Source organism: Pseudomonas sp. D2002 (assembly GCF_013385735.1).
In the GTDB taxonomy this organism is placed as follows: domain Bacteria; phylum Pseudomonadota; class Gammaproteobacteria; order Pseudomonadales; family Pseudomonadaceae; genus Aquipseudomonas.
The window spans coordinates 25,319-43,195 of record NZ_JACAPL010000020.1; the positions used below are offsets into that span (position 1 = coordinate 25,319).

Annotated in this window: 12 protein-coding genes; 6 read left to right on the forward strand and 6 right to left on the reverse strand. The window is 59.3% G+C overall.

Annotated features, from left to right (window positions below; translation table 11 throughout):
* Positions 1–5: 5 nt before the first annotated feature.
* The gene (locus HX783_RS26905; protein ID WP_177018883.1) at positions 6–569 is read right to left on the reverse strand and encodes a TetR/AcrR family transcriptional regulator; all 564 of its coding nucleotides are present in this window, start codon (positions 567–569) and stop codon (positions 6–8) included.
* A gap of 124 nt (positions 570–693) precedes the next feature.
* On the opposite strand from HX783_RS26905, the gene pssA reads away from it, so the two are divergent.
* From pssA to HX783_RS26920, 3 genes are all read left to right on the forward strand, one after another.
* Positions 694–2,037, forward strand: coding sequence for a CDP-diacylglycerol--serine O-phosphatidyltransferase (pssA, locus tag HX783_RS26910; protein WP_177018884.1), 1,344 nt, complete (start codon positions 694–696; stop codon positions 2,035–2,037).
* A 149-nt stretch (positions 2,038–2,186) separates the two neighbouring features.
* Entirely contained in the window at positions 2,187–5,666 is a 3,480-nt protein-coding gene (locus tag HX783_RS26915) for a hypothetical protein (RefSeq protein WP_177018885.1), read from the forward strand.
* Positions 5,667–6,074: 408 nt separating this feature from the next.
* Positions 6,075–9,680 (forward strand): hypothetical protein, encoded by a 3,606-nt coding sequence (locus HX783_RS26920; RefSeq protein ID WP_371317714.1) that lies wholly within the window; start codon positions 6,075–6,077, stop codon positions 9,678–9,680.
* A gap of 47 nt (positions 9,681–9,727) precedes the next feature.
* On the opposite strand, the gene efeO (HX783_RS26925) is transcribed toward HX783_RS26920, so the two are convergent.
* From efeO (HX783_RS26925) to efeU, 4 genes are read right to left on the reverse strand one after another with little or no spacing between them, the layout of a single operon-like run.
* A complete protein-coding gene (gene efeO / locus HX783_RS26925; protein WP_177018886.1) occupies positions 9,728–10,546 on the reverse strand; it encodes an iron uptake system protein EfeO in 819 nt (272 codons plus the stop codon).
* A 25-nt stretch (positions 10,547–10,571) separates the two neighbouring features.
* Entirely contained in the window at positions 10,572–11,876 is a 1,305-nt protein-coding gene (efeB, locus tag HX783_RS26930) for an iron uptake transporter deferrochelatase/peroxidase subunit (RefSeq protein ID WP_159956792.1), read from the reverse strand.
* Between the two features lie 14 nt (positions 11,877–11,890).
* On the reverse strand, positions 11,891–13,093 hold the full coding sequence (gene efeO / locus HX783_RS26935) for an iron uptake system protein EfeO (protein WP_177018887.1): 1,203 nt from the start codon (positions 13,091–13,093) through the stop codon (positions 11,891–11,893).
* Positions 13,094–13,103: 10 nt separating this feature from the next.
* On the reverse strand, positions 13,104–13,949 hold the full coding sequence (gene efeU / locus HX783_RS26940) for an iron uptake transporter permease EfeU (RefSeq protein ID WP_159956788.1): 846 nt from the start codon (positions 13,947–13,949) through the stop codon (positions 13,104–13,106).
* A gap of 167 nt (positions 13,950–14,116) precedes the next feature.
* Here efeU and HX783_RS26945 point away from each other — a divergent pair, with 167 nt between their 5' ends.
* Positions 14,117–15,127 carry an AraC family transcriptional regulator gene (locus HX783_RS26945; RefSeq protein ID WP_177018888.1) on the forward strand — a complete coding sequence of 337 codons (1,011 nt, stop codon included), beginning with the start codon at positions 14,117–14,119 and terminating at the stop codon, positions 15,125–15,127.
* 97 nt (positions 15,128–15,224) lie between these two features.
* On the opposite strand, the gene HX783_RS26950 is transcribed toward HX783_RS26945, so the two are convergent.
* The gene (locus HX783_RS26950; RefSeq protein WP_177018889.1) at positions 15,225–16,127 is read right to left on the reverse strand and encodes a lipase family protein; all 903 of its coding nucleotides are present in this window, start codon (positions 16,125–16,127) and stop codon (positions 15,225–15,227) included.
* Between the two features lie 366 nt (positions 16,128–16,493).
* Between HX783_RS26950 and HX783_RS26955 the strand changes: the two genes are divergently transcribed.
* Positions 16,494–17,441, forward strand: coding sequence for a hypothetical protein (locus HX783_RS26955; RefSeq protein ID WP_177018890.1), 948 nt, complete (start codon positions 16,494–16,496; stop codon positions 17,439–17,441).
* A complete protein-coding gene (locus HX783_RS26960) occupies positions 17,431–17,808 on the forward strand; it encodes a hypothetical protein (protein ID WP_159956780.1) in 378 nt (125 codons plus the stop codon). The genes HX783_RS26955 and HX783_RS26960 overlap by 11 nt, the downstream gene beginning before the upstream one ends.
* Positions 17,809–17,877 lie beyond the last annotated feature (69 nt).

Here is a 17,877-nt window from a genome sequence, read left to right on the forward strand (position 1 = left end):
TGCGTTCAAAGCGCCAATAAGGTTCGCGCCATGCATTGCGCATTATCCGCAGCGGTTGAATCGCCCATCACCAGGGCAACGGTAATGGCGCCATCGATCAGGATCAGCAGGTGCGCGGCCTGCTGTTCGGGTTCGGGGGTGCCATGTGCTTTACACAGTTCGAGCGCGTACTCGAACAGTTTCTGTTTATGCGCCTTGGCCAACAGGCGCACCGGGTTGTGCGGGTCGCCGGTTTCGCCGCTGGTGTTGATAAACGCGCAGCCGCGAAAGTCCGCCGAGCCAAACCAGGCCTTGAGGGCGCTGAACAGTGCGAGCAGGCGCTCACCACTGCCTTCGCTGCGCTCCACTTCGCTGCGCAGCCACTGCATCCATCGCGCGTCGCGGCGTTGCAGGGCAGCAATCACCAACTCATCTTTATTGGCGAAGTAGCGGTAAATACTTTTGCGCGACACGCCGGCAGTTTTCACCAGTAAGTCCATGCCGGTGGCGGCGATGCCATGCCGGTAGATCAACTTTTCGGTGACGTCGAGGATAATATCGCGGGTGTCATTGCTGGTGATTTCGTTCATGTTGCGTACAGTAGAATGATCGTTCTCCTTGGTCAATTAACTTTTTCCATCCAGGCCGACGAGACCTGAGCAGCCCCATGGTGTAAGCTCGGGGCCTCTTCGGATTCGACCCATTGCGAGCCTTATGCCGTCGTTCTTCAAACGCTCCCTGTTACCCAAACTGCGCGGTTTTCCACTGTCTCCCGAGGCCATCGAGGTGCTGTCCGGCGCCGCTGAGTTTCGTCGTTGCCTGCTGGAGAAAATCCCCCAGGCCACGCGGCGTATCTACATCGTTGCGCTGTACCTGCAGGAGGACGAAGCGGGCCAGGAGATCTACGACGCCTTGCACGCCGCCAAGGCGGCGCGGCCCGAGCTGGATATCGTGGTGGTGGTTGACTCGTTGCGCGCGCAGCGCGGCTTGATCGGTGCCGGCAAGCAGCCGGGTAACAGCGCCTGGTATCAGGCAATGACCCAAGCCCACGCCAGCGAAGTGCCGGTGTACGGCGTGCCGGTGCAAACCCGCGAGCTGTTCGGCGTGCTGCACCTCAAGGGCTTTGTGATCGACGACAGCGTGCTGTACAGCGGCGCCAGCCTGAACAACGTGTACCTGCACAAGTTCGACAAGTACCGCTACGACCGTTATCACTTGATCCATAGCCAAGCGCTGGCGGATTCAATGCAGCACCTGGTGGAGCACGGCCTGGTCACCTCCAAGGCGGTGCATCGACTGGACCTGCCGAACCCGCCCACCACGCGCAGCTTGCGCAATGACATCGGCGACCTGCGCAGCCGCCTCAAGCACGCCGCCTACGACACCACCACCGGGCTGTTGCCCAATGGGCATATGTCGGTGAGCCCATTGCTCGGCGTCGGCAAGAACAACCCGCTGAACCGGGTGATCCTGGAGCTGATTGCCAGTGCCCAGCATCAACTGACCATCTGCACGCCGTACTTCAACCTGCCGCTGCCGGTGACCCGGGAAATCAACCGCGCGCTGGCACGTGGCGTGAAGGTCGACATTGTCGTCGGCGACAAGACCGCCAACGACTTCTACATCCCGCCCAGCGAGCCGTTCAAGGTGATCGCGGCGTTGCCCTATTTGTATGAAATCAGCCTGCGCCGCTTCGCCAAGCGCCATCAGCCGATGATCGAAAGCGGCCAGCTGAACCTGCACCTGTGGCGCGACGGCGACAACACCTATCACCTCAAAGGCATGTGGGTCGACCAGCGCTACACCTTGCTCACCGGCAACAACCTCAACCCGCGCGCGTTCCGACTCGACCTGGAAAACGCCTTGCTGATCGATGACCCGCAAGGCCAGTGGCTGGCACCACGGCGCACCGAGCTGGCGCAGATTTTCGAGCACACCACGCGCATCGAGCGTTACCAGCAATTGCAGACATTGGTGGATTACCCGGCAGCGGTCGGCAAGTTCCTGCGACGGGTCAGTCGGGTGCGCATTGAGCGGTTGCTTTACCGAATTCTGTAAAGCACAGATTTCGTACGAATAACCGTCCGACAACCTTCACAGATTAGCGAGTTTGCCGGGTTTCATGGCGGGCTCAGGTTCGTACAGTTCCTCTCGACAGTTCTTAGGGACAAGAACTCTTACCACTCATTGGTACAGAGGAACTAGAAATGTCGAATATCTCGCCAAGCCATCAGGCCCCTAGGTTCACGCCAGCGTTACTGGCGTTCTCTCCCATTCCCGTCGCCAATCCTGCACCCGATACGGTTGTTCGCAGCAAGCGCAGCCTGGCAACTCAGGCATCCGACGGGCAGCCCTTTAACTGGACGCTCCAACCCTTGGCCACGCCCACGGCTGAGGCGTCGTCAAGCGCCGACCGCTTGCTGCAGACGGCGCTGGCTGGCTCGCCTTTGCGCAGCGCGGCAGACAGAAAAGTGCAGGTCCCACCCAACGCCACTGTGTTCCCGCTTTTCGACGCCTACCGGAGCGCGATCAATACGCCAGAAATTCAAGCCTGGTTGCGCAGCAAAGGCATTGCGCCGTCGACGTTGGTGGTCAAACACGGCTCGGTCAGTGGTAGCGTAACCCGTGACGGTGTGTCCAGCATTCAAACATTTACCACCGGCGATGCATCCGGTTGGTGGCAAGTCAGTGCAAGGCTACGTGCCGCTGCGCAGGCGCTTGACCCTGACGACCACGGCTTGCCGTACGTCAACGATGACAGCGATAGTTTTTCGCGCGACGCACTCCTGCGCTGGTATGGCGTGAAACCACCTGCCGACGCGAGTGACGTAAGCCGGGTCCAGCATGAGTTATCGACGCTCGACGGGTCCACGCTGGCGCCCCTCAAAAAGGCTGAGCTTGAGGGCCGGGCGCAAACGGCCCGGCGCGCCATCGGGGCTTTGGATGAGCGTGCGCACCTGGCTGATATCCTCAAACAACATCTCGCAGGCAAGCCAGACGACGAGCCGGTGGCGCTGGACGGCCTGGAAGTGCAGGTCAGCAGTACCTCGACGCTGGCGCGCAACGTCAACGGCAAGGTTGCGCTCGACGCCGCCCTGCAGTCCCATGGGCAGCCGCTGCCCAAGACCGTGGGTGAGTTGCGTAACGCCATCCGTTGGCTCACGGCCGCATTGCCGCCGCCGCCGGCCCAGGGCAACTATTCCCATCTGTTAGCGTACACCTGGGCACCCGGAAAACTGTCTGCCGCCGATAAGGCCGCTGTGGCTCACCTGAGCCATGACGACGATGATAATGATGAAGGCGAGTCGAGCGGGCTCAACCTCCTGCGTTTGCTCGGTGTTGATGGCATCCTGGGTGCAAACACCCCTGAAGCATTGCGTTCTCAAGCAGATGATTTTCTCGAGCGGATACTTCGAAACCCTGAGGCGTTGTTTTGGGGCGATCTTCTTGCCCAGGATCGGGATTTTCTTGGCGAGAACGGTACGTCACAGTTGTCGGACGCTGAGCGTGCGCAATGGATAATCGCCGCCATCAAGCTGCAGTTTGATCCTGACGCTCCTGGGCGCAAGGGTTCTATCGCCGGCTATGACCTCTATCAGCCTGGCAACAGCGGGCGAACCCTGGCCGAGGTGCGTAGGGATGTCGAAAACCACCTCAAGCAAAAAAATCCACTGCTCGATCCCAGGGCCGCGCCATTGGTGGCCCATCTATTTCTGGCGAGCGCGGCGCCGGAGTTTCTGGTGCCCGGCACGCCAGCGACCCTGCGCATAGGCTCCACCGAGTGGGCGGATTTGCGCCTTGCCGTCACCTTGGCCGAGCGCCAGGGCGGCGCGGGCTGTTCGCGCTCCATGAGTTATCAGGAAATCATCGCCCTCAGTCGGTTGGATCCGCGCACCCCGGAAGAAGCGGCGGTGCTGGACAACTATGGGGTCGACGTCTTGCTCGATTGGGGCCTGATGCGCGGGCTCTACGCCAAGCCGGCGGACGACCGCTACACACCCGAGCACTATCAGCAAGCCGCTGCAGCCTTCAACGCCGAACGCGAGCAAATGCTGCAAGCCCTCGAGCTATTGAGCGCAGCGATGCCGACCCGAGAAGACCTGGCGATCGCAAACCTGCAAAAAGAGTTTCCAGGCCTTGGCGCCAAGCAGATAAAAGCCTTGAGGGTGTTCATCGCCGACCCGCAAACACGTCGAAAAATGAGTCATCTGGAGCCGAAGATGCGTTCTTTGGTCGAGACGTACATGACCGGCGACCTGACCCAGGATCGCTGGATGCTGTTGGGCCCCGGGGAGGACGCGCCGCAACCTGCCCGCAAGAAAACCCCGTATGCGCCTGAGCCCAAACTGAGCCCGGCCCAACAAGCGGCTGTTGATGCAAACGTTCAGGCGTTGAATGCCAAGATCGCCAACTTGCCGGATGTGCAGGCCCAGGTACCCGTTGAAGTCGACCGCTACCTGGCCAATCTCATGCAGGGGTTGAGCAGCACCACGGCACGAATGATTGCGAACCTGTCATTGCCTGTTCGTCAGGCCCTGCAGTATGGCGAGGTCAAACTGTTCGCCCTGCGCGAGCAAACCGATGAAGTCCTCGTACTGGACGAAACGCCCGGTCACGTCGAAGCGCGGCGAGGGCGCAAAGGTACGTTGGTAGAGTGCACATTCCAGGGCGTGACGCGTTTTCTTGAAGTGTTTGCGGACAAGTTTCTGATCGTTGAACGTGACGACTTGGTCGCGCCGTTAACGCTGGGGGGCACGCTTGAGGATCATAGGAAAACCTATGGCCCCTGGGCGCCATCGGACGTACATAAACTGATTGGCAGGGAACAGCCCTATGATTTCAACGCCTACAGTTCCGACGCCAAGCCTGCGCCTGGGGTGACATCCAAGGGCATCATTATCGACCAATTGGGCGACGCACTGCCCGCCGATCCATCTGTGGCGCAAGGTGACGGCGCTGTTCCAGTCCCCAACAGTTTTTCCTCGGAGCGAACGCAGGCGATCGTCAGGCGCATCATGTACGGCAACTTCGTCCATCACCGTGACACGGTAGTAAAGCTCGCCCAGGGCGAGTTGAAGCTGGAGCAACGGCGCGAAATGTTGCGGCAAAACGACCGCATATTGCTCGGCATGATCCCCTTTGTCGGGGCAATCATTGAGCTGGCCAAGGGCAACATTGTTGAGGGTACGCGAGGGCTGATCCTCGATACTGTCGGCGCTTTTATAGGCGGCGCAGGGTCAGCCACAGGGGCTTTGATCAAATCCACAAAAGTCGTTGCGCCTTTCGGTGCCAAGGCTTTTCGTGTTCTGGAAAAGGGCATCGTCGTCGTCAGTGGTTTTTTGAATCCGCTGGATGGCGCGGCGGACCTGCTGCACGGCGCTGCTAGAGGTGTCATCGCGGTGCCCAAACTGCTGAACAAGGCACCGAGGCCCTTGCTGTTGAGCACGCTGGGAGCCGTGGAGGAAAAGTTGCGCCTGTGCCTTGGCGTGCACAGCGGGTTGTTGAACCGTTCGCCGGCCGCTCATGGCGGTAGCAGGCAGCCCCCGACTCAGGCGGTGAACAACCATTCGGTAGCGGTTGACGCAGTGCCGGTCGATGACAAGTTGTATGCGGCCAACCCCCGCAACGGCTTGCCCCTCGGTACGCCGCTGGACGGGGTTCAACTGCTGGGCGCAAAGGCGGCGTAGGAACATGCCCCGCGCCCCCTTGGGGCGCGGGGTGCCGGCTGCTTTAGCTCGGATAATTTCCCTCGATACATTGAGAAACCCCCTACGCCTTAACTTGGCGTTTCTTAATATTTTCGTAATTGACTGTTTTTACGGACAAAAACTCTCATCACTCCAACCGGAAGAGAGACATTTGCAATGTTGCCAATCCCTGCGAACGGTAATGTCACGTTTTTTGGTCAGCCTTTAAGTCCCCGAGTACCGCAACCGCCCCAGCACCGCCCTGATGAACCTGCCGCGTCCACGGCTCCTGCTGTCAACCCGCGTCCCGATCGCTCCCAACCTTTCAATTCCCCATCGCTGCGTCAGCTGCGGCTCCAGGATCAGGCCGGCCGGCCCAAACGTGATACCGCCGCTCAAGGCACAGACGTGCCCGCCACCCGTCAAAAAGAAAGGCGCCGCTACCCCGCCAGGGCCGACGCTGAAAAGGCCGATACCAAGCTGCAGAAAAACCTGGTCCAGTGGCTGAAAACCGGCAAGCCGAACGAAAACGTCATTCCTCAAAAGTCATCCGTTGCGCCTTTCATCGCTATGTACAACCAGGCGCTGAATGAGCCCTCTGTACAAGCCTGGTTCAGCGCTCAAGGGTTGATACCCGCAACCATACGGGTATTCAGCGATTGCGTGGTGGGCACGGTGATGCGCGAGGGTAAAGCAATCATCCAGCGTTTTTCTACCACCGATGGCTCCGGCTGGGGGCAGGTCAGCCACACGATCAATGCGCTGCAAAAAGTGCTGTCGCCGAGTGATCTGGGGCTTCCCGGCACCCCGGATTTCGCTTCAATCGGGCGCGATGTGTTATTGGATTTTTACGGCGTAAAACCACCCCTGAATGAAAAGGCCGCGCCGAAATTGGCCAAGCATCTTAGACAGGAGGGCTGGCCCACGATTGCCCAAACGGCACGCGACGGTTGGGAGGGCCAGTTCAACGCGCTGCTCCAGCATCGTCACGATAGCGCCGTACGCACGCGTCTGGTCGAACAGTTTCAATCGCAGTTCACGACTGAACCCAATGAATACGTGATTGAGCTGGATAATCAGGCCGTCGCCATTGAGCCTGGGTCCAGCCTTGATCGGCGCAGTCATAAAGCACGCCAGTTGTTTCTCGAATTCCTGGCGTCTCCCACATTCCAGGCCTTTGTGAAGAAAGCCGGTTTTGAGCTTCCCGGCAGCGAATTCAGGATGAGCGAATTCAGGCTGTCGGAGGGCGAACTGCAGATGCGCAATCTCGCCGGTGAATGGGTTTCCCTTCAGAACGCGTTCGACGATGAGGTCGAGCGCGCGTCCAGAGTCGACGACCCCCAAGGGCATGCCGCCCGCAAGATGAATGCGGATTTCGACCAGTTGGTGAAAATGAGCGAAAAAACCGGCAATGCGCTGTACAACACGCGCACTTATGACGCGCGTCAGACCCTGGCGTTTTATACACCTGACACGCCGAAAACCGTCGGCCAGTTACGCGCAACCCTGGGATGGCTCGGCAATCAATTGCCAGCCCCTGCGCTGGCAGGTGACTACGCCAGCATGACGCCTTACGGGGAAGATCAGGGAGGCCTGACGGAGCAGGCCCTACAAGCGCTGAAAGGCCAGTCGGCGCAGGTCATGACTGCCTTCAAGGACTTTTCCAGGGCGCCCTCGGGGTTTCAGTCCTACCCGGACCCGGACCGTCAGCTGGCTGAATTTTTTGATTCGCCGCAGGCCGTCGCGCTCGCCGAGCACATCGCCAAGTCCCTCAAGCTGTTTGCCGTGGCCGATGGTCAGGCGCTGCCTAGGGCCGAGCGCCATCAACTGTTGGCCACAGCACTCAAGCTCAATGTGGATGCGCCTGTGCCAGGCCTTCCAGGGAACGTGGCCGGTTACTCGCTGTATCAGCCGGACAATATGGGCCGTACGCTTAAAGAGGTACGACAGAGTGTCGAGCAGCATTTGGAGGGCAAAGGCGTCGACGCTAAGGTCTCGGCCCTGATGGCCCACCTGTTTATGGCTCAGTCGGCACCCGAGATGCTGGTCAAGAGAGACCCGGCCATCGCCGCCGATGCTGCGCAGGCGTTCAATCAGGACCCGGAAAACATCAAGGTCGGCTCCACCGGCTGGATGAACCTGCGCCTGGGGTGTGCAATCGCGGGCGATTCGCGCGTGAATTTTACGCAAGCGCTGGCGCTGGCACGCCAGGACATTACCGGGCCTGAACAGGAAGCGTTGCTCAAGGAGCTGGGCGTGCAGTCACTGTTGGACTGGGGGGTGATGTCGGGGATATTTCCCGCGAGTTCAGATGGCAAATACTCGCCGGGTGACTACGAGGCCGCGGCGACAGCCTTTACCACGCGTGAAAACCAGACGCGTGAGGCTTTTGCCACGTTAATGAGCGAGCCGCCCACCCAGGCAAGCCTGCTGGTCGAACAACTGGCGATACTGTTCCCGGAAATGACCCAGGAGGAAATTCGCAACATCACGCTGGATGGCTACCCCCCGACAAGCATTGCTGCGGCTGCTTTCGAGAAAAGGTCATATAACCTCAAATCGAAAAAGTTGATCGACGTGATTCTGATGAATCAAAGCGAAAATAAGCCGGCGCTGGGCACACTTGAGAAATGGACGGACGGCGCGTTTATACACCCCAAAGTGTCTCTTGCCGAGTTCAGAGAGCGCATCAAGCAATTACCCAGGATCGAGCCGTTGGTGGCGCCAGCTGTCGACACGTACATCGCGGCCACCCGAGCAGCCCAGGCCACCGCATTGAAGCTGATGTTCACGCAATTGACCCTCGAGCAGCGCATGGCGTTGGAGCGATCGCCGCAAATCGAGTGCTTTACCTTAAGGGCGCCGACTGGCGACGATTTGAAGCAGGATAACGGGCCCGAATCGAACGTTGCAAAAAACGAAGGCAGGCATGGCGTCCTGATACGTTACGAAACCGGTCAGGCCAAGCCTAAATATGGTTACTGGGGGATTTACCCCAACTCAATGACGATGGGCGAGATAAAAGGCTTGCCCGATGATTTGAAACTGGGTGGCGAGATACGCGATGGCACTAAACCCCATGTCAAAATTCCTGTAGTAAACCTGACCATTAATGAGGTCGCTACCCAATTCCACCGAGGCACCGTACTGCCCATTGATTTCGAGGCCTTTCACAAGGGAGTGGCCCCGCGCCCCGGCGTATCGTCGGAGGTGATCGTTGAAAAGCTTGGGGAGCCGTTGAAGCGGCCTGCGGCGCATACTCACCATCGCATTCCCAACACCTTTACGTCTTCCATAACTTCCCAGTTAGTGGACCGGTTGCTGGAGCATAGTTTTGATGACAATCGCGCGGGTCGGATTGCATTCGCCAACGAACCGTCAGACCTGCACAAACGGACTTATCCCTTCAAGCCGGGCAAATATTTTACCGCCGAAAATGCCCGCATGTTACTCAACCTTATCCCGTTCGTGGGGGCGATTGCCGACTTGGTGGAGGGCAATACATTGGCGGGCGTCAAGGGCTTGCTGATAGATATTGGATCTTTTCTCATCACCGGTGGGCTGGCTGGCGCAAAGACGTTTGCGAAGGGCCTGACAATGCTGGTGCCTTTCAGCAGCAAGCCATTCACCCTGGCTGGGCTCAAAGGTGGGGCATCCTTTATTCGCGGGCTGTTCAACCCCTTGGAAAACATCCCTGACTTGATGCGCACGGTGCCGCGTGGCCTTAAGGGGGCGAGTAAAGTCGCCAACAACGTTCGGGTTCGCCTGGGTTCAAATATTTACGTGCCGCCGAAAATCTTCGAACAGTGGCGCTGGACTGCAGGCGCGTGGGATACATCGTTTTCAGGAGGGGCACGCACAATTAACCAGTTCCCGGGCGCCCGCAAAGGTTTCAGCGGGACCAAGGAGGTCGTAGCGGTGCAGAAACATGGCTCGTGGTACGCGATCAACCCGGCAAGCCAGCAACCGGATCGCACGCCATTGGAGCACTTCAAACCCCAACCGGCTGCTTGATCCCCGGCACTCGGCCGCTTAGTGCGGCCGAATGCCAGGGCGTTGCATCAGTTCAAGCCCAACTTGCCACGCAGGGTCGACAGGTCTTCAGCCAAGGTGTTGACCGGGCCTACCAGGGCCTTACGGTCGTTTTCCTTCACTTTGTCGTAAGTCTCAAAGCCGCCATCCTTGGTCTTGTACTTGGCCAGGATTTTGTCCACGGCGGCGAAGTTCTTGTCGACTTTAGCCAGGAAGGCCTTGTCTTGTTTCTCGATCTGGCCACGGAACAGGTCGACGATTTTCTTCGCGCCGTCGATGTTGCCCTGGAAGTCATACAGGTCAGTGTGGCTGTAGCGGTCTTCTTCACCGGAGATCTTGGTGGCGGCAACTTCTTCCAGCAGCGCGGCGGCGCCGCCGACGACTTTTTCTGGCGGGAAGGTCAGGCCGTCAACCCGGGTTTTCAGGTCGTTGACGTCGGTATTGAGCTTGGCGGTCAGGGTTTCCAGGCCTTTGGTGGTGTTCTGCGAGAACAGCACGTACTCGATGCGGTGGAAGCCGGTGAAGTCTTCGGCGGTCACGCCTTTTTCGTGGTCGTCGACGCGCGAGTCGATGGAGGCGTCGAGGTCGCTGAACAGCTCGGCGATCGGCTCAATGGACTCATAGTGCACGCGGGTCGGCGCGTAGAGCTTCTTGGCGGTGGCCAGGTCGCCTTTGTTGATCGCATCGGTGAACGCCTGGGTCTGGGTGACCAGCTCACCGATTTCTTCGGTGACGTAGATCTTGTAGTCCGACACCGGGCCTACCAGGTCCAGCGGCGCGGTAGCGGCGAACGCTGCCAGCGGCGAAAGGGTCATTAACAACGACAACGCGATAGTCGACTTCTTCATGGGACGTTTTCCGCTCTGGTTTGTTTTAAGTGTTGGCAGTGGTTTGAGGGTGCGTTGCAGCGAGCAGCGTGCGCCCAATGAAATCCTTGGGCCCGGTGACCCCCGGCAAGGTGAAGAAGTACCCGCCGCCGACCGGCTTGAGGTATTCCTCCAGGGGCTCGCCGTTGAGCCGGGTTTGCACGCTGATAAAGCCTTTCTCCAGGTCAGCCTGGTAGCAGATGAACAACAGCCCCATGTCCAGCTGACCGTTTTTGTTGACGCCGTTGGAGTAGTTGAACGGCCGACGCAGGATCAGGTTGGCCTGAGTCTGCGGGGTGCGCGGGTTGGCCAGGCGGATGTGCGCATCGAGCTTGGTCAACTTGCCTTCCGGGTCCTTGCTGTAATCGGGCACCTGGGTTTCTTTGTCGCCATCCATCGGTGCGCCAGTGGGTTTGACGCGCCCGATGATGCTTTCCTGCTCTTGCAGCGGGGTACGGTCCCAGCGCTCGACGAAGTTGCGGATGATGCGCACGGCCTGGTAGCTGCCATTGGCGGCCCACGCCGGTTCGTCGCTGCCCGGTTGTACCCACACAATCTGGTCCATGGCCTTGTCGTCGTTGGAGTTCGGGTTGGCCGAACCGTCACGAAAACCGAGGAAATTACGCGCGCTCTGCGCCGGCTCGCCAGGTTTGGCGGGTGCTTGCGGCGGCACGCTGCCTTCCTGTTTCCAACGCACCAGCAGCAGGTCCGGCAGGTTTTTCACGATGTCGCGCAGGGCGTGGATATTGGTGTCCGGGGTGTTCGAACTGAACTGCAGGCTCAGGTCGCCGTGGCACTGCGCCGGCTCCAGCGCGTCGTTGGGGAAGCCGACCATGCGGCTCAGGCGCTTGGGCTTGACGGCGGTGAGGCCGAAGCGCTCATCGAACAGTGACTCGCCGACGGAGACGGTGATGGTCAGGTTATCCGGGGTGACCACCGGGCCGAGAATTCCGGAATCGGTGGGCGGCAGTTTCGGGTCGACTTGCGGCACGGTGCCGCCGGTCATCAGGAACGCGATGCGCTCGTTCAGGGTGCGGAACAGGCGCTCCAGGTCTTCACGGTCGCTGGCGAGTACGTCAAATGCGACGACCATGCCGCAGGCCGGGCGCGGGGTGACGATACCAGTCTGGTGTTTGCCGAAAAAGTCGTGGTGGTCCTGGGTCTTGTCACTGCGCGGTGCGGTAGTGACTTGCTCGGCCGCAGCGGCCATGGCCGGGCAGGTCAGGGTACTGCCGGCAATCGCGGCGCCGGTGGCCGCCATGCCCAGCAGGACGCGGCGGCGGGTTGCAGAAAACTGTTCTGAATCACTCATGTAGTAGGTCGTCTTCACTGCAGGCCGGAAAGGCCAAGGGCGGGGTCGATTCCATCGAGTGCAACGGCCAGAGCCTTGGCCTTGTCGGCGATCTGCTTGCGCTGATCGGCCGTGACGCTGTCGTAGCGGCTGTACTGGCCGTCGACTTTCAAACCATTGAGCTGGGTATCGAAGGCGGCGAGGGCGCTGTCGATTTTCGGCAGCAGGTCTGCTGCGGATTTGGTCAGCAGCGGACGCATCAGCTCGACGACTTTGTGGGCGGCTTCCAGGTTGGCGGCAAAGCCATTCAAGTCGATATGGCTGTAGCGTTCCTCTTCACCGCTGGCGGCGCGAACATCCGCCAGGCTGTTGAGGTTGCGTACCACAATGCTCACCAGTTGCTCCGGTGGCAGTGACTGCGCGAGCAACTGTTGCTTGAGCGTGGTGACATCGGTGACCAGGCGCTGGGCAATCGGGTTCAGGCCTTCCAGGCTGTGTTGCTGGAACAGGCTGTATTCGAGGCGGTGGAAGCCGCTGAAGGCTGGGTCCTGCTCGCGTTTTTCGAAGTAATCGGCGCGGGCGTTGATCGCGTTATCCAGCTCGGCCAGGCGTTGCGACGCCGGCGCCAGACGCTGGTAGGCCTCACGGGCCGGCACATACAGCGCCTGCGCCTGGGCCAGGTCGCCGGCTTCAATGGCTTGCTGCAGGGCCGTCACGGCCTTGACCAGTGCGCTGCCTTGGCCGCTCAGGTACACGCGAAACTCCGACAGCGGGCCGATAAACGCCACCATCGACGGCTTGGCCTTGGCCTGGGCGTCGGACTCAGCCGTCGGCGTGACATGCAACGTGCCGAGCGGGTTGCTCAGCAGCCCGCAGGTGATTGCATAGTCGCCGGGCAACAGGTTGGCGTTGATCACCTGGCTCAAACCCGGCGCGATGTTTTCGCGCTCTTCGATCACCAGCACGCCGTCGAGGATTTCCCATTCCACCGCGCGGTCGGAGCGGTTGATGATGCGGAAACTCGCGCGCCCGGCAGGTACCGTAATTTCGTTGGGCTCACAGGCGTGACCATGGATCGTCACGGCGATTTCATTGTGGTTGGTCTGGCGCTTGGCGGCGGCCAATTGCGAGGCGTAATAGAACAGCGCACCGGCGCCGATCATCACGACCACCGAGCCCGCCACCGCCCAGCGCAAGGCGCGGGAAGGCGGAGCCGGTTGAGGGTTTGGGTTGGACAAGGGACGGTCCTTACTGGCTGGAAACGGAAGAGGTGTTGGCGACAGGCTTGGGTGGGGCCGACGGCAGGAAGAACATCACCAGTGCCACCACCAGGTAAATCAGGTAAGCGCCCAGGGTGCTGACAGTCGGCGCATCCTGATAGCCGAACATCCCGGCCAGCACCGAGCCCAACGGGCCATCCATCGGCAGCGTCGCGCTGAAATCGAACAACACGGTTTGCAGGTGGTTCCACACCCCGGCTTCATGCAGGGCTTGGACCGAGTTGGCGAGAATGCCGGCGGCCACCACCAGGATGAACAGGCCGGTCCAGCGGAAAAACGCGCCCAGGTTCAGGCGCATGCTGCCGGTGTAGATCAGGAAACCGACAATGATCGCCAGGATAAGGCCGAGCAGGGCGCCAATCGGCGCGCCGGGGCCTTCGCTCTGCTGGAACACCGCGAGCAGGAAAAACACGGTCTCCAGGCCTTCGCGGGCGACGGCGAAAAACACCATGGCGATCAGCGCGATCACCTGGTGCCTGGAGCCGGCCAACGCGTGGTCGAGGGATTCGTGCAGGGCATGCTTGATGGAACGCGCGACTTTGCGCATCCAGAACACCATGGAACTGAGAATGCCGACGGCCACCAGGCCGACCACGCCTTCGAACAGCTCCTGTTGTTTTTGCGGGAATTCGGCGCTGACCAGCTCCAGGCCGCCGCCCACCAGCAAGGCCAGGGCAGCGGCGAGGAATACGCCGATCCATACGGCGGGCATCCACTGGCCGCGGCCGGTCTGTTGCAGGTAACTGGCGATGATGCCAACGATCAATGCTGCTTCAATGCCTTCGCGCAGCATGATTAGAAAGGGAACGAGCATTCGGCACCGCATCAAGACTGGATAGGATGCTAATTTGTAACATAATGATACTCATTACTAAACAGGCAATGTTGACCTTTGCTGAACTGCGGCTGAACGGTGGTGGCGAATCGCAACCGCCCTTATGATGCACCCTATCTTTTGCAGCATTGAATAGCCCGATTCCCATGGCGGAAAAAGACACCATCTCTATCCATCTTGTGCGCGAAGCCTTGCTGCAAAGCTGCGCGCCCGGCGCGGCCACGGTGGAGGCGTTGAGCAAGGTCGGGATAGACCCGGCGTTGCTCGACCAGCCCGACGCCCGCGTGCCCGCAACGGCCTATGCACGCCTGTGGCGCTTGCTGGCGCGGCGCATGGACGACGAGTTTTTTGGCATGGACCCGCGCGCACTCAAGTCCGGCAGCCTGGCGTTCCTGTGCCGCACCGCGATGGCGCAACCAAGCCTGGGCGCCAGCCTGGAAACCGGCCTGGGTTTTCTGTCGTTGATGCTGGAGCAGATGCCCGCTCAACTGGTGCGCCAGCAAAGCCTGGCGGAAATCGTTTTGCTCGAACCCGAACCTAAACGCGCGTTTACCTATTTCACCTATTGGATGATCGTCCACGGCGTTGCCTGCTGGCTGGCGGGGCGGCGTATCCCGATCCTGGCCATCGAACTACGTTGTTCGGAACCGGACTTCTGTGACGATTACCGGGTGATGTTTTCCGACAACCTGCGCTTTGACCGGCCGCGCACCCGCATGATTTTTTCCGCCGACTGCCTGGACCTGCCGATCAAGCGCAGCCCGGAAGAACTCAAGCGCTTTCTCGCGCATGCGCCGGCCAACATCCTGGTCAAGTACCGCGACCCTGACAGCCTCGCCACGCGCATCAAACACGACCTGCGCCAGATGTCGCCCGACCTGTGGCCCGAAACCGACGGCCTGGCGGCCAGCCTGTGTATTTCCGCCTCGACCCTGCGTCGCCGCCTGGCAGATGAGGGCCAGACCTATCAAGGGCTCAAGGACAGCGTGCGCAAGGAACTGGCGATTGTCTGGCTGGCCGAAGCGAATATCAGCTTTGCCGAAATTGCCGCGCGGCTGGGGTTTGCCGATGCCAGTTCGTTCTACAAGGCATTTCGCAAGTGGTCCGGGTCCAATCCCGGGCATTACCGTAGTTTGATTCTTAACGAGGCAAGTTGAAGCGTAGGTTTCTGTGGGAGCTGGCTTGCCTGCGATGGCATCGGCGGGGTGCCTGATAGTGCAAGGTGCGTGCATCGCAGGCCCGCCAGCGCACCCATCAACCCGTGGCGGGCAGCACACACAATGCGCAGTGCCGGTCATCGGGTGTACAAGCCGGGTCGGCCATGGCTTGCTTGTAAGCCGACGGATCAAGCAGCGCGGTGTAGCAAATCAGATGGTGATTACACAGCGGGTTGTCCTGAACCGCAAAACTTGAACAATCGGCGGGGATTGTCTTGGCCTGCTGCAGCGCGTAGTAGACAGAGAAATGCAGCACGTCACACTTCGGTACGGTCGGTACAACGTCGCGTGCGTAATTGAACAGGTCGTAGTTGCTGACCTGCGTTTCGAAGAACTCCACAAATGTTTTGTTGCCGGTCTTGGGTGAGGCGAACAGGCAGGCGCTCGCCTTGCAGCCTTGCAGGTTGAGGTCGAGGGTAAGGTAGGTTGCCAGCGCCGATCCCAGGCTATGCCCCAACACCATCGGCGGATTTGCCGCCGTCAGCTGGCGGATGCCAAGCGCCAGCGGCACCGGCGGTGCACCGTCCAGGCCATGGAACTGCATCGTGCTGTAGATTTCCCAAAAGCCCTGATCCACCAGGCCTGCTTTCGGGTTGGGGTGGCTCATCATCAGGAAGTCGAGGTCGTCGCCCCATTCCTGCGCACCGTCCGTGCCGCGTATCGCCACCACACACTGGTCCTGGCCCTCGACGGTACGCTGGGCCACATAGCCGTAGCAGACTTGGCTGCGCTGATCGTCAGAGGCGCCGATCATCGTCGAGCGCAATCCAAGGCCAGACACCCAAATGTCATCTGAACCTGAAATGAACCCAACCACATTCCATCCCGCTTCGTTGATGCGTGGGTCGATCTGCGGCGGGATCTGATGCGGGTTGATGTCGCACATGTCCCAGGCATACATCACCAGTAATGCGTAGGGTGCAGCAGTCATTCGATCCATCGGAGGCTCCTTGTGAAGTCATCACTGTGAATGATTGAAGCATACCCACGGTATTAAGCTTGGCGCACGCGGCATAAAAAAAGCCCCGCGCCCGAATGGGGCGTGGGGCTAAAAATTGGCTGGAAGCGACCAACCCAGGGAGCTCTTTACATCACAAGTAGGCTTTGAGCTGTAAGTATTGAAAGAAATAGGCTGCTACTGAGTAGTCTGTTTCCCAAAGTAAGAAATGCCGTCAAATCTACTCGGCGGCAGCAGGACATATAAAAAATAGCTCTCTATATTTCGACGCCATCTCCGTTCGATCAGGAATGCATGGATGGCACGGTATCGCTACGCAACGTTGTTTAAATTGCTGAGGGGCTTCTGATGCCTCAGCCTTATGCGTTTATCAACGACCGGCAACAGACTTCGGTAGAACTCAAGGCCAGCCTGCGCTTGGGTAAACACGCCGAAACCAAGTTCGATGTCCTTAATGCCCATATACGCAATGTTGTGGTGTTGCCAGGGCAACTGGTGATCATGGGGGATGATTCCACTGCCGCCTGTACGCTGGAAGAATCCCGCCTGATGCAAGCCGCCTGGACAATACGGCATGAGCTAATGGCCGAAGGTGGGGATGCCTTTGTACTGCACAACTATGACCTGCTACAAAAAATACTCGGTTATGCGTCACTTGGGATCGGCTCAGCCGGTGATGCCTGGAGTCGACACCTGCAAGACATTGGTAAAACGCTTGAAGAGATTGATGCCTTGCACAAACAATCCCTGCGACAGGGCGGCGGCGTAGTGCGGGACGACTTCCTGGCTCGCCGCCAAACGCTGTTCGCTAAGCTGGAGGCGCAGATGCGCGGGTTCGCCCGTTATGGCACGGGTTTGCGCCAGGAAAGTTCGATCAAGAAAATGTTGGGTATTTCCACTCGCAGTTATCTGCATACAGGGGAAATCGGTCGCTATGCCGAGAGGATTTCGCACATTGCCAGGACGGCAAAAGTGCTTAAGGCGGGAACGCCGTTAGGGATTGCGTTGAGCACGACGTCCACTGCTCTTGAGATCAAGGAAGCGTGCTCGACGGGGAGGGAAGAGCAATGCACGAAGGCGAAATATGTGGAAGTGAGCAAGCTGGGTGGAAGCGTTTTAGGCGGTCTAGGAGGTGGTGCGATTGGATCAGGTTTGTGTCTTGCCATATTGGCGCCCACTACCGGTCCGGGCTCACTGGCTTGTCTATTGATCGGTGGTGCAGCGGGGGGCTTAGCAGTAGGAGAACTTGGAGGGCGTGGTGGACAAATGGTGGGTGAAACACTCTATGAATATTGAAGAATTCCTAAGCCCACATTTCATTTTATCGTTGGGGTTAGCTTTGTTTTTTTCGCTCACTGTTGTCCTGGTGATCTACGCTTTTTTGGCCTATCGCCGACTGGAATACATGGAGCACCTTCTGAATAAATGCAGTTTTATTGCCTTCCACTCACGGTTTTGGGATAACTCGCCGCGCGGAAGAATGATGCGGCTCAATGCGGTTGCAGTTGTCGTGTTATTGCCGAAACGGTTTCTAAAGCGCGGTCTCATTGACTGGCAGCAAGTTCAGGAATTTCCTCGCGTTTTTAAAAGACTTTTCCAAGGCATGTTCTTCGTCGGCCTGTTTTTCTTCGTTTGCGGCGCCTTTATCTGGCTACGTCAATGAAGTACTGCTCGGCAACAAGCCGTTCCTCAACCGCCAAACAAAAAAAGCCCCGCGACCGAATGGACCGCG

What these genes read in the sequence shown, in the direction of transcription:
- efeO (WP_177018886.1), bottom strand. Translation starts at nt 10,546, where the DNA reads ATGAAGAAGTCGACTATCGCGTTGTCGTTGTTAATGACCCTTTCGCCG.
- HX783_RS26945 (WP_177018888.1), top strand. Translation starts at nt 14,117, where the DNA reads ATGGCGGAAAAAGACACCATCTCTATCCATCTTGTGCGCGAAGCCTTG.
- efeU (WP_159956788.1), bottom strand. Translation starts at nt 13,949, where the DNA reads ATGCTCGTTCCCTTTCTAATCATGCTGCGCGAAGGCATTGAAGCAGCA.
- HX783_RS26905 (WP_177018883.1), bottom strand. Translation starts at nt 569, where the DNA reads ATGAACGAAATCACCAGCAATGACACCCGCGATATTATCCTCGACGTC.
- HX783_RS26950 (WP_177018889.1), bottom strand. Translation starts at nt 16,127, where the DNA reads ATGGATCGAATGACTGCTGCACCCTACGCATTACTGGTGATGTATGCC.
- pssA (WP_177018884.1), top strand. Translation starts at nt 694, where the DNA reads ATGCCGTCGTTCTTCAAACGCTCCCTGTTACCCAAACTGCGCGGTTTT.
- HX783_RS26960 (WP_159956780.1), top strand. Translation starts at nt 17,431, where the DNA reads ATGAATATTGAAGAATTCCTAAGCCCACATTTCATTTTATCGTTGGGG.
- efeB (WP_159956792.1), bottom strand. Translation starts at nt 11,876, where the DNA reads ATGAGTGATTCAGAACAGTTTTCTGCAACCCGCCGCCGCGTCCTGCTG.
- HX783_RS26915 (WP_177018885.1), top strand. Translation starts at nt 2,187, where the DNA reads ATGTCGAATATCTCGCCAAGCCATCAGGCCCCTAGGTTCACGCCAGCG.
- HX783_RS26955 (WP_177018890.1), top strand. Translation starts at nt 16,494, where the DNA reads ATGCCTCAGCCTTATGCGTTTATCAACGACCGGCAACAGACTTCGGTA.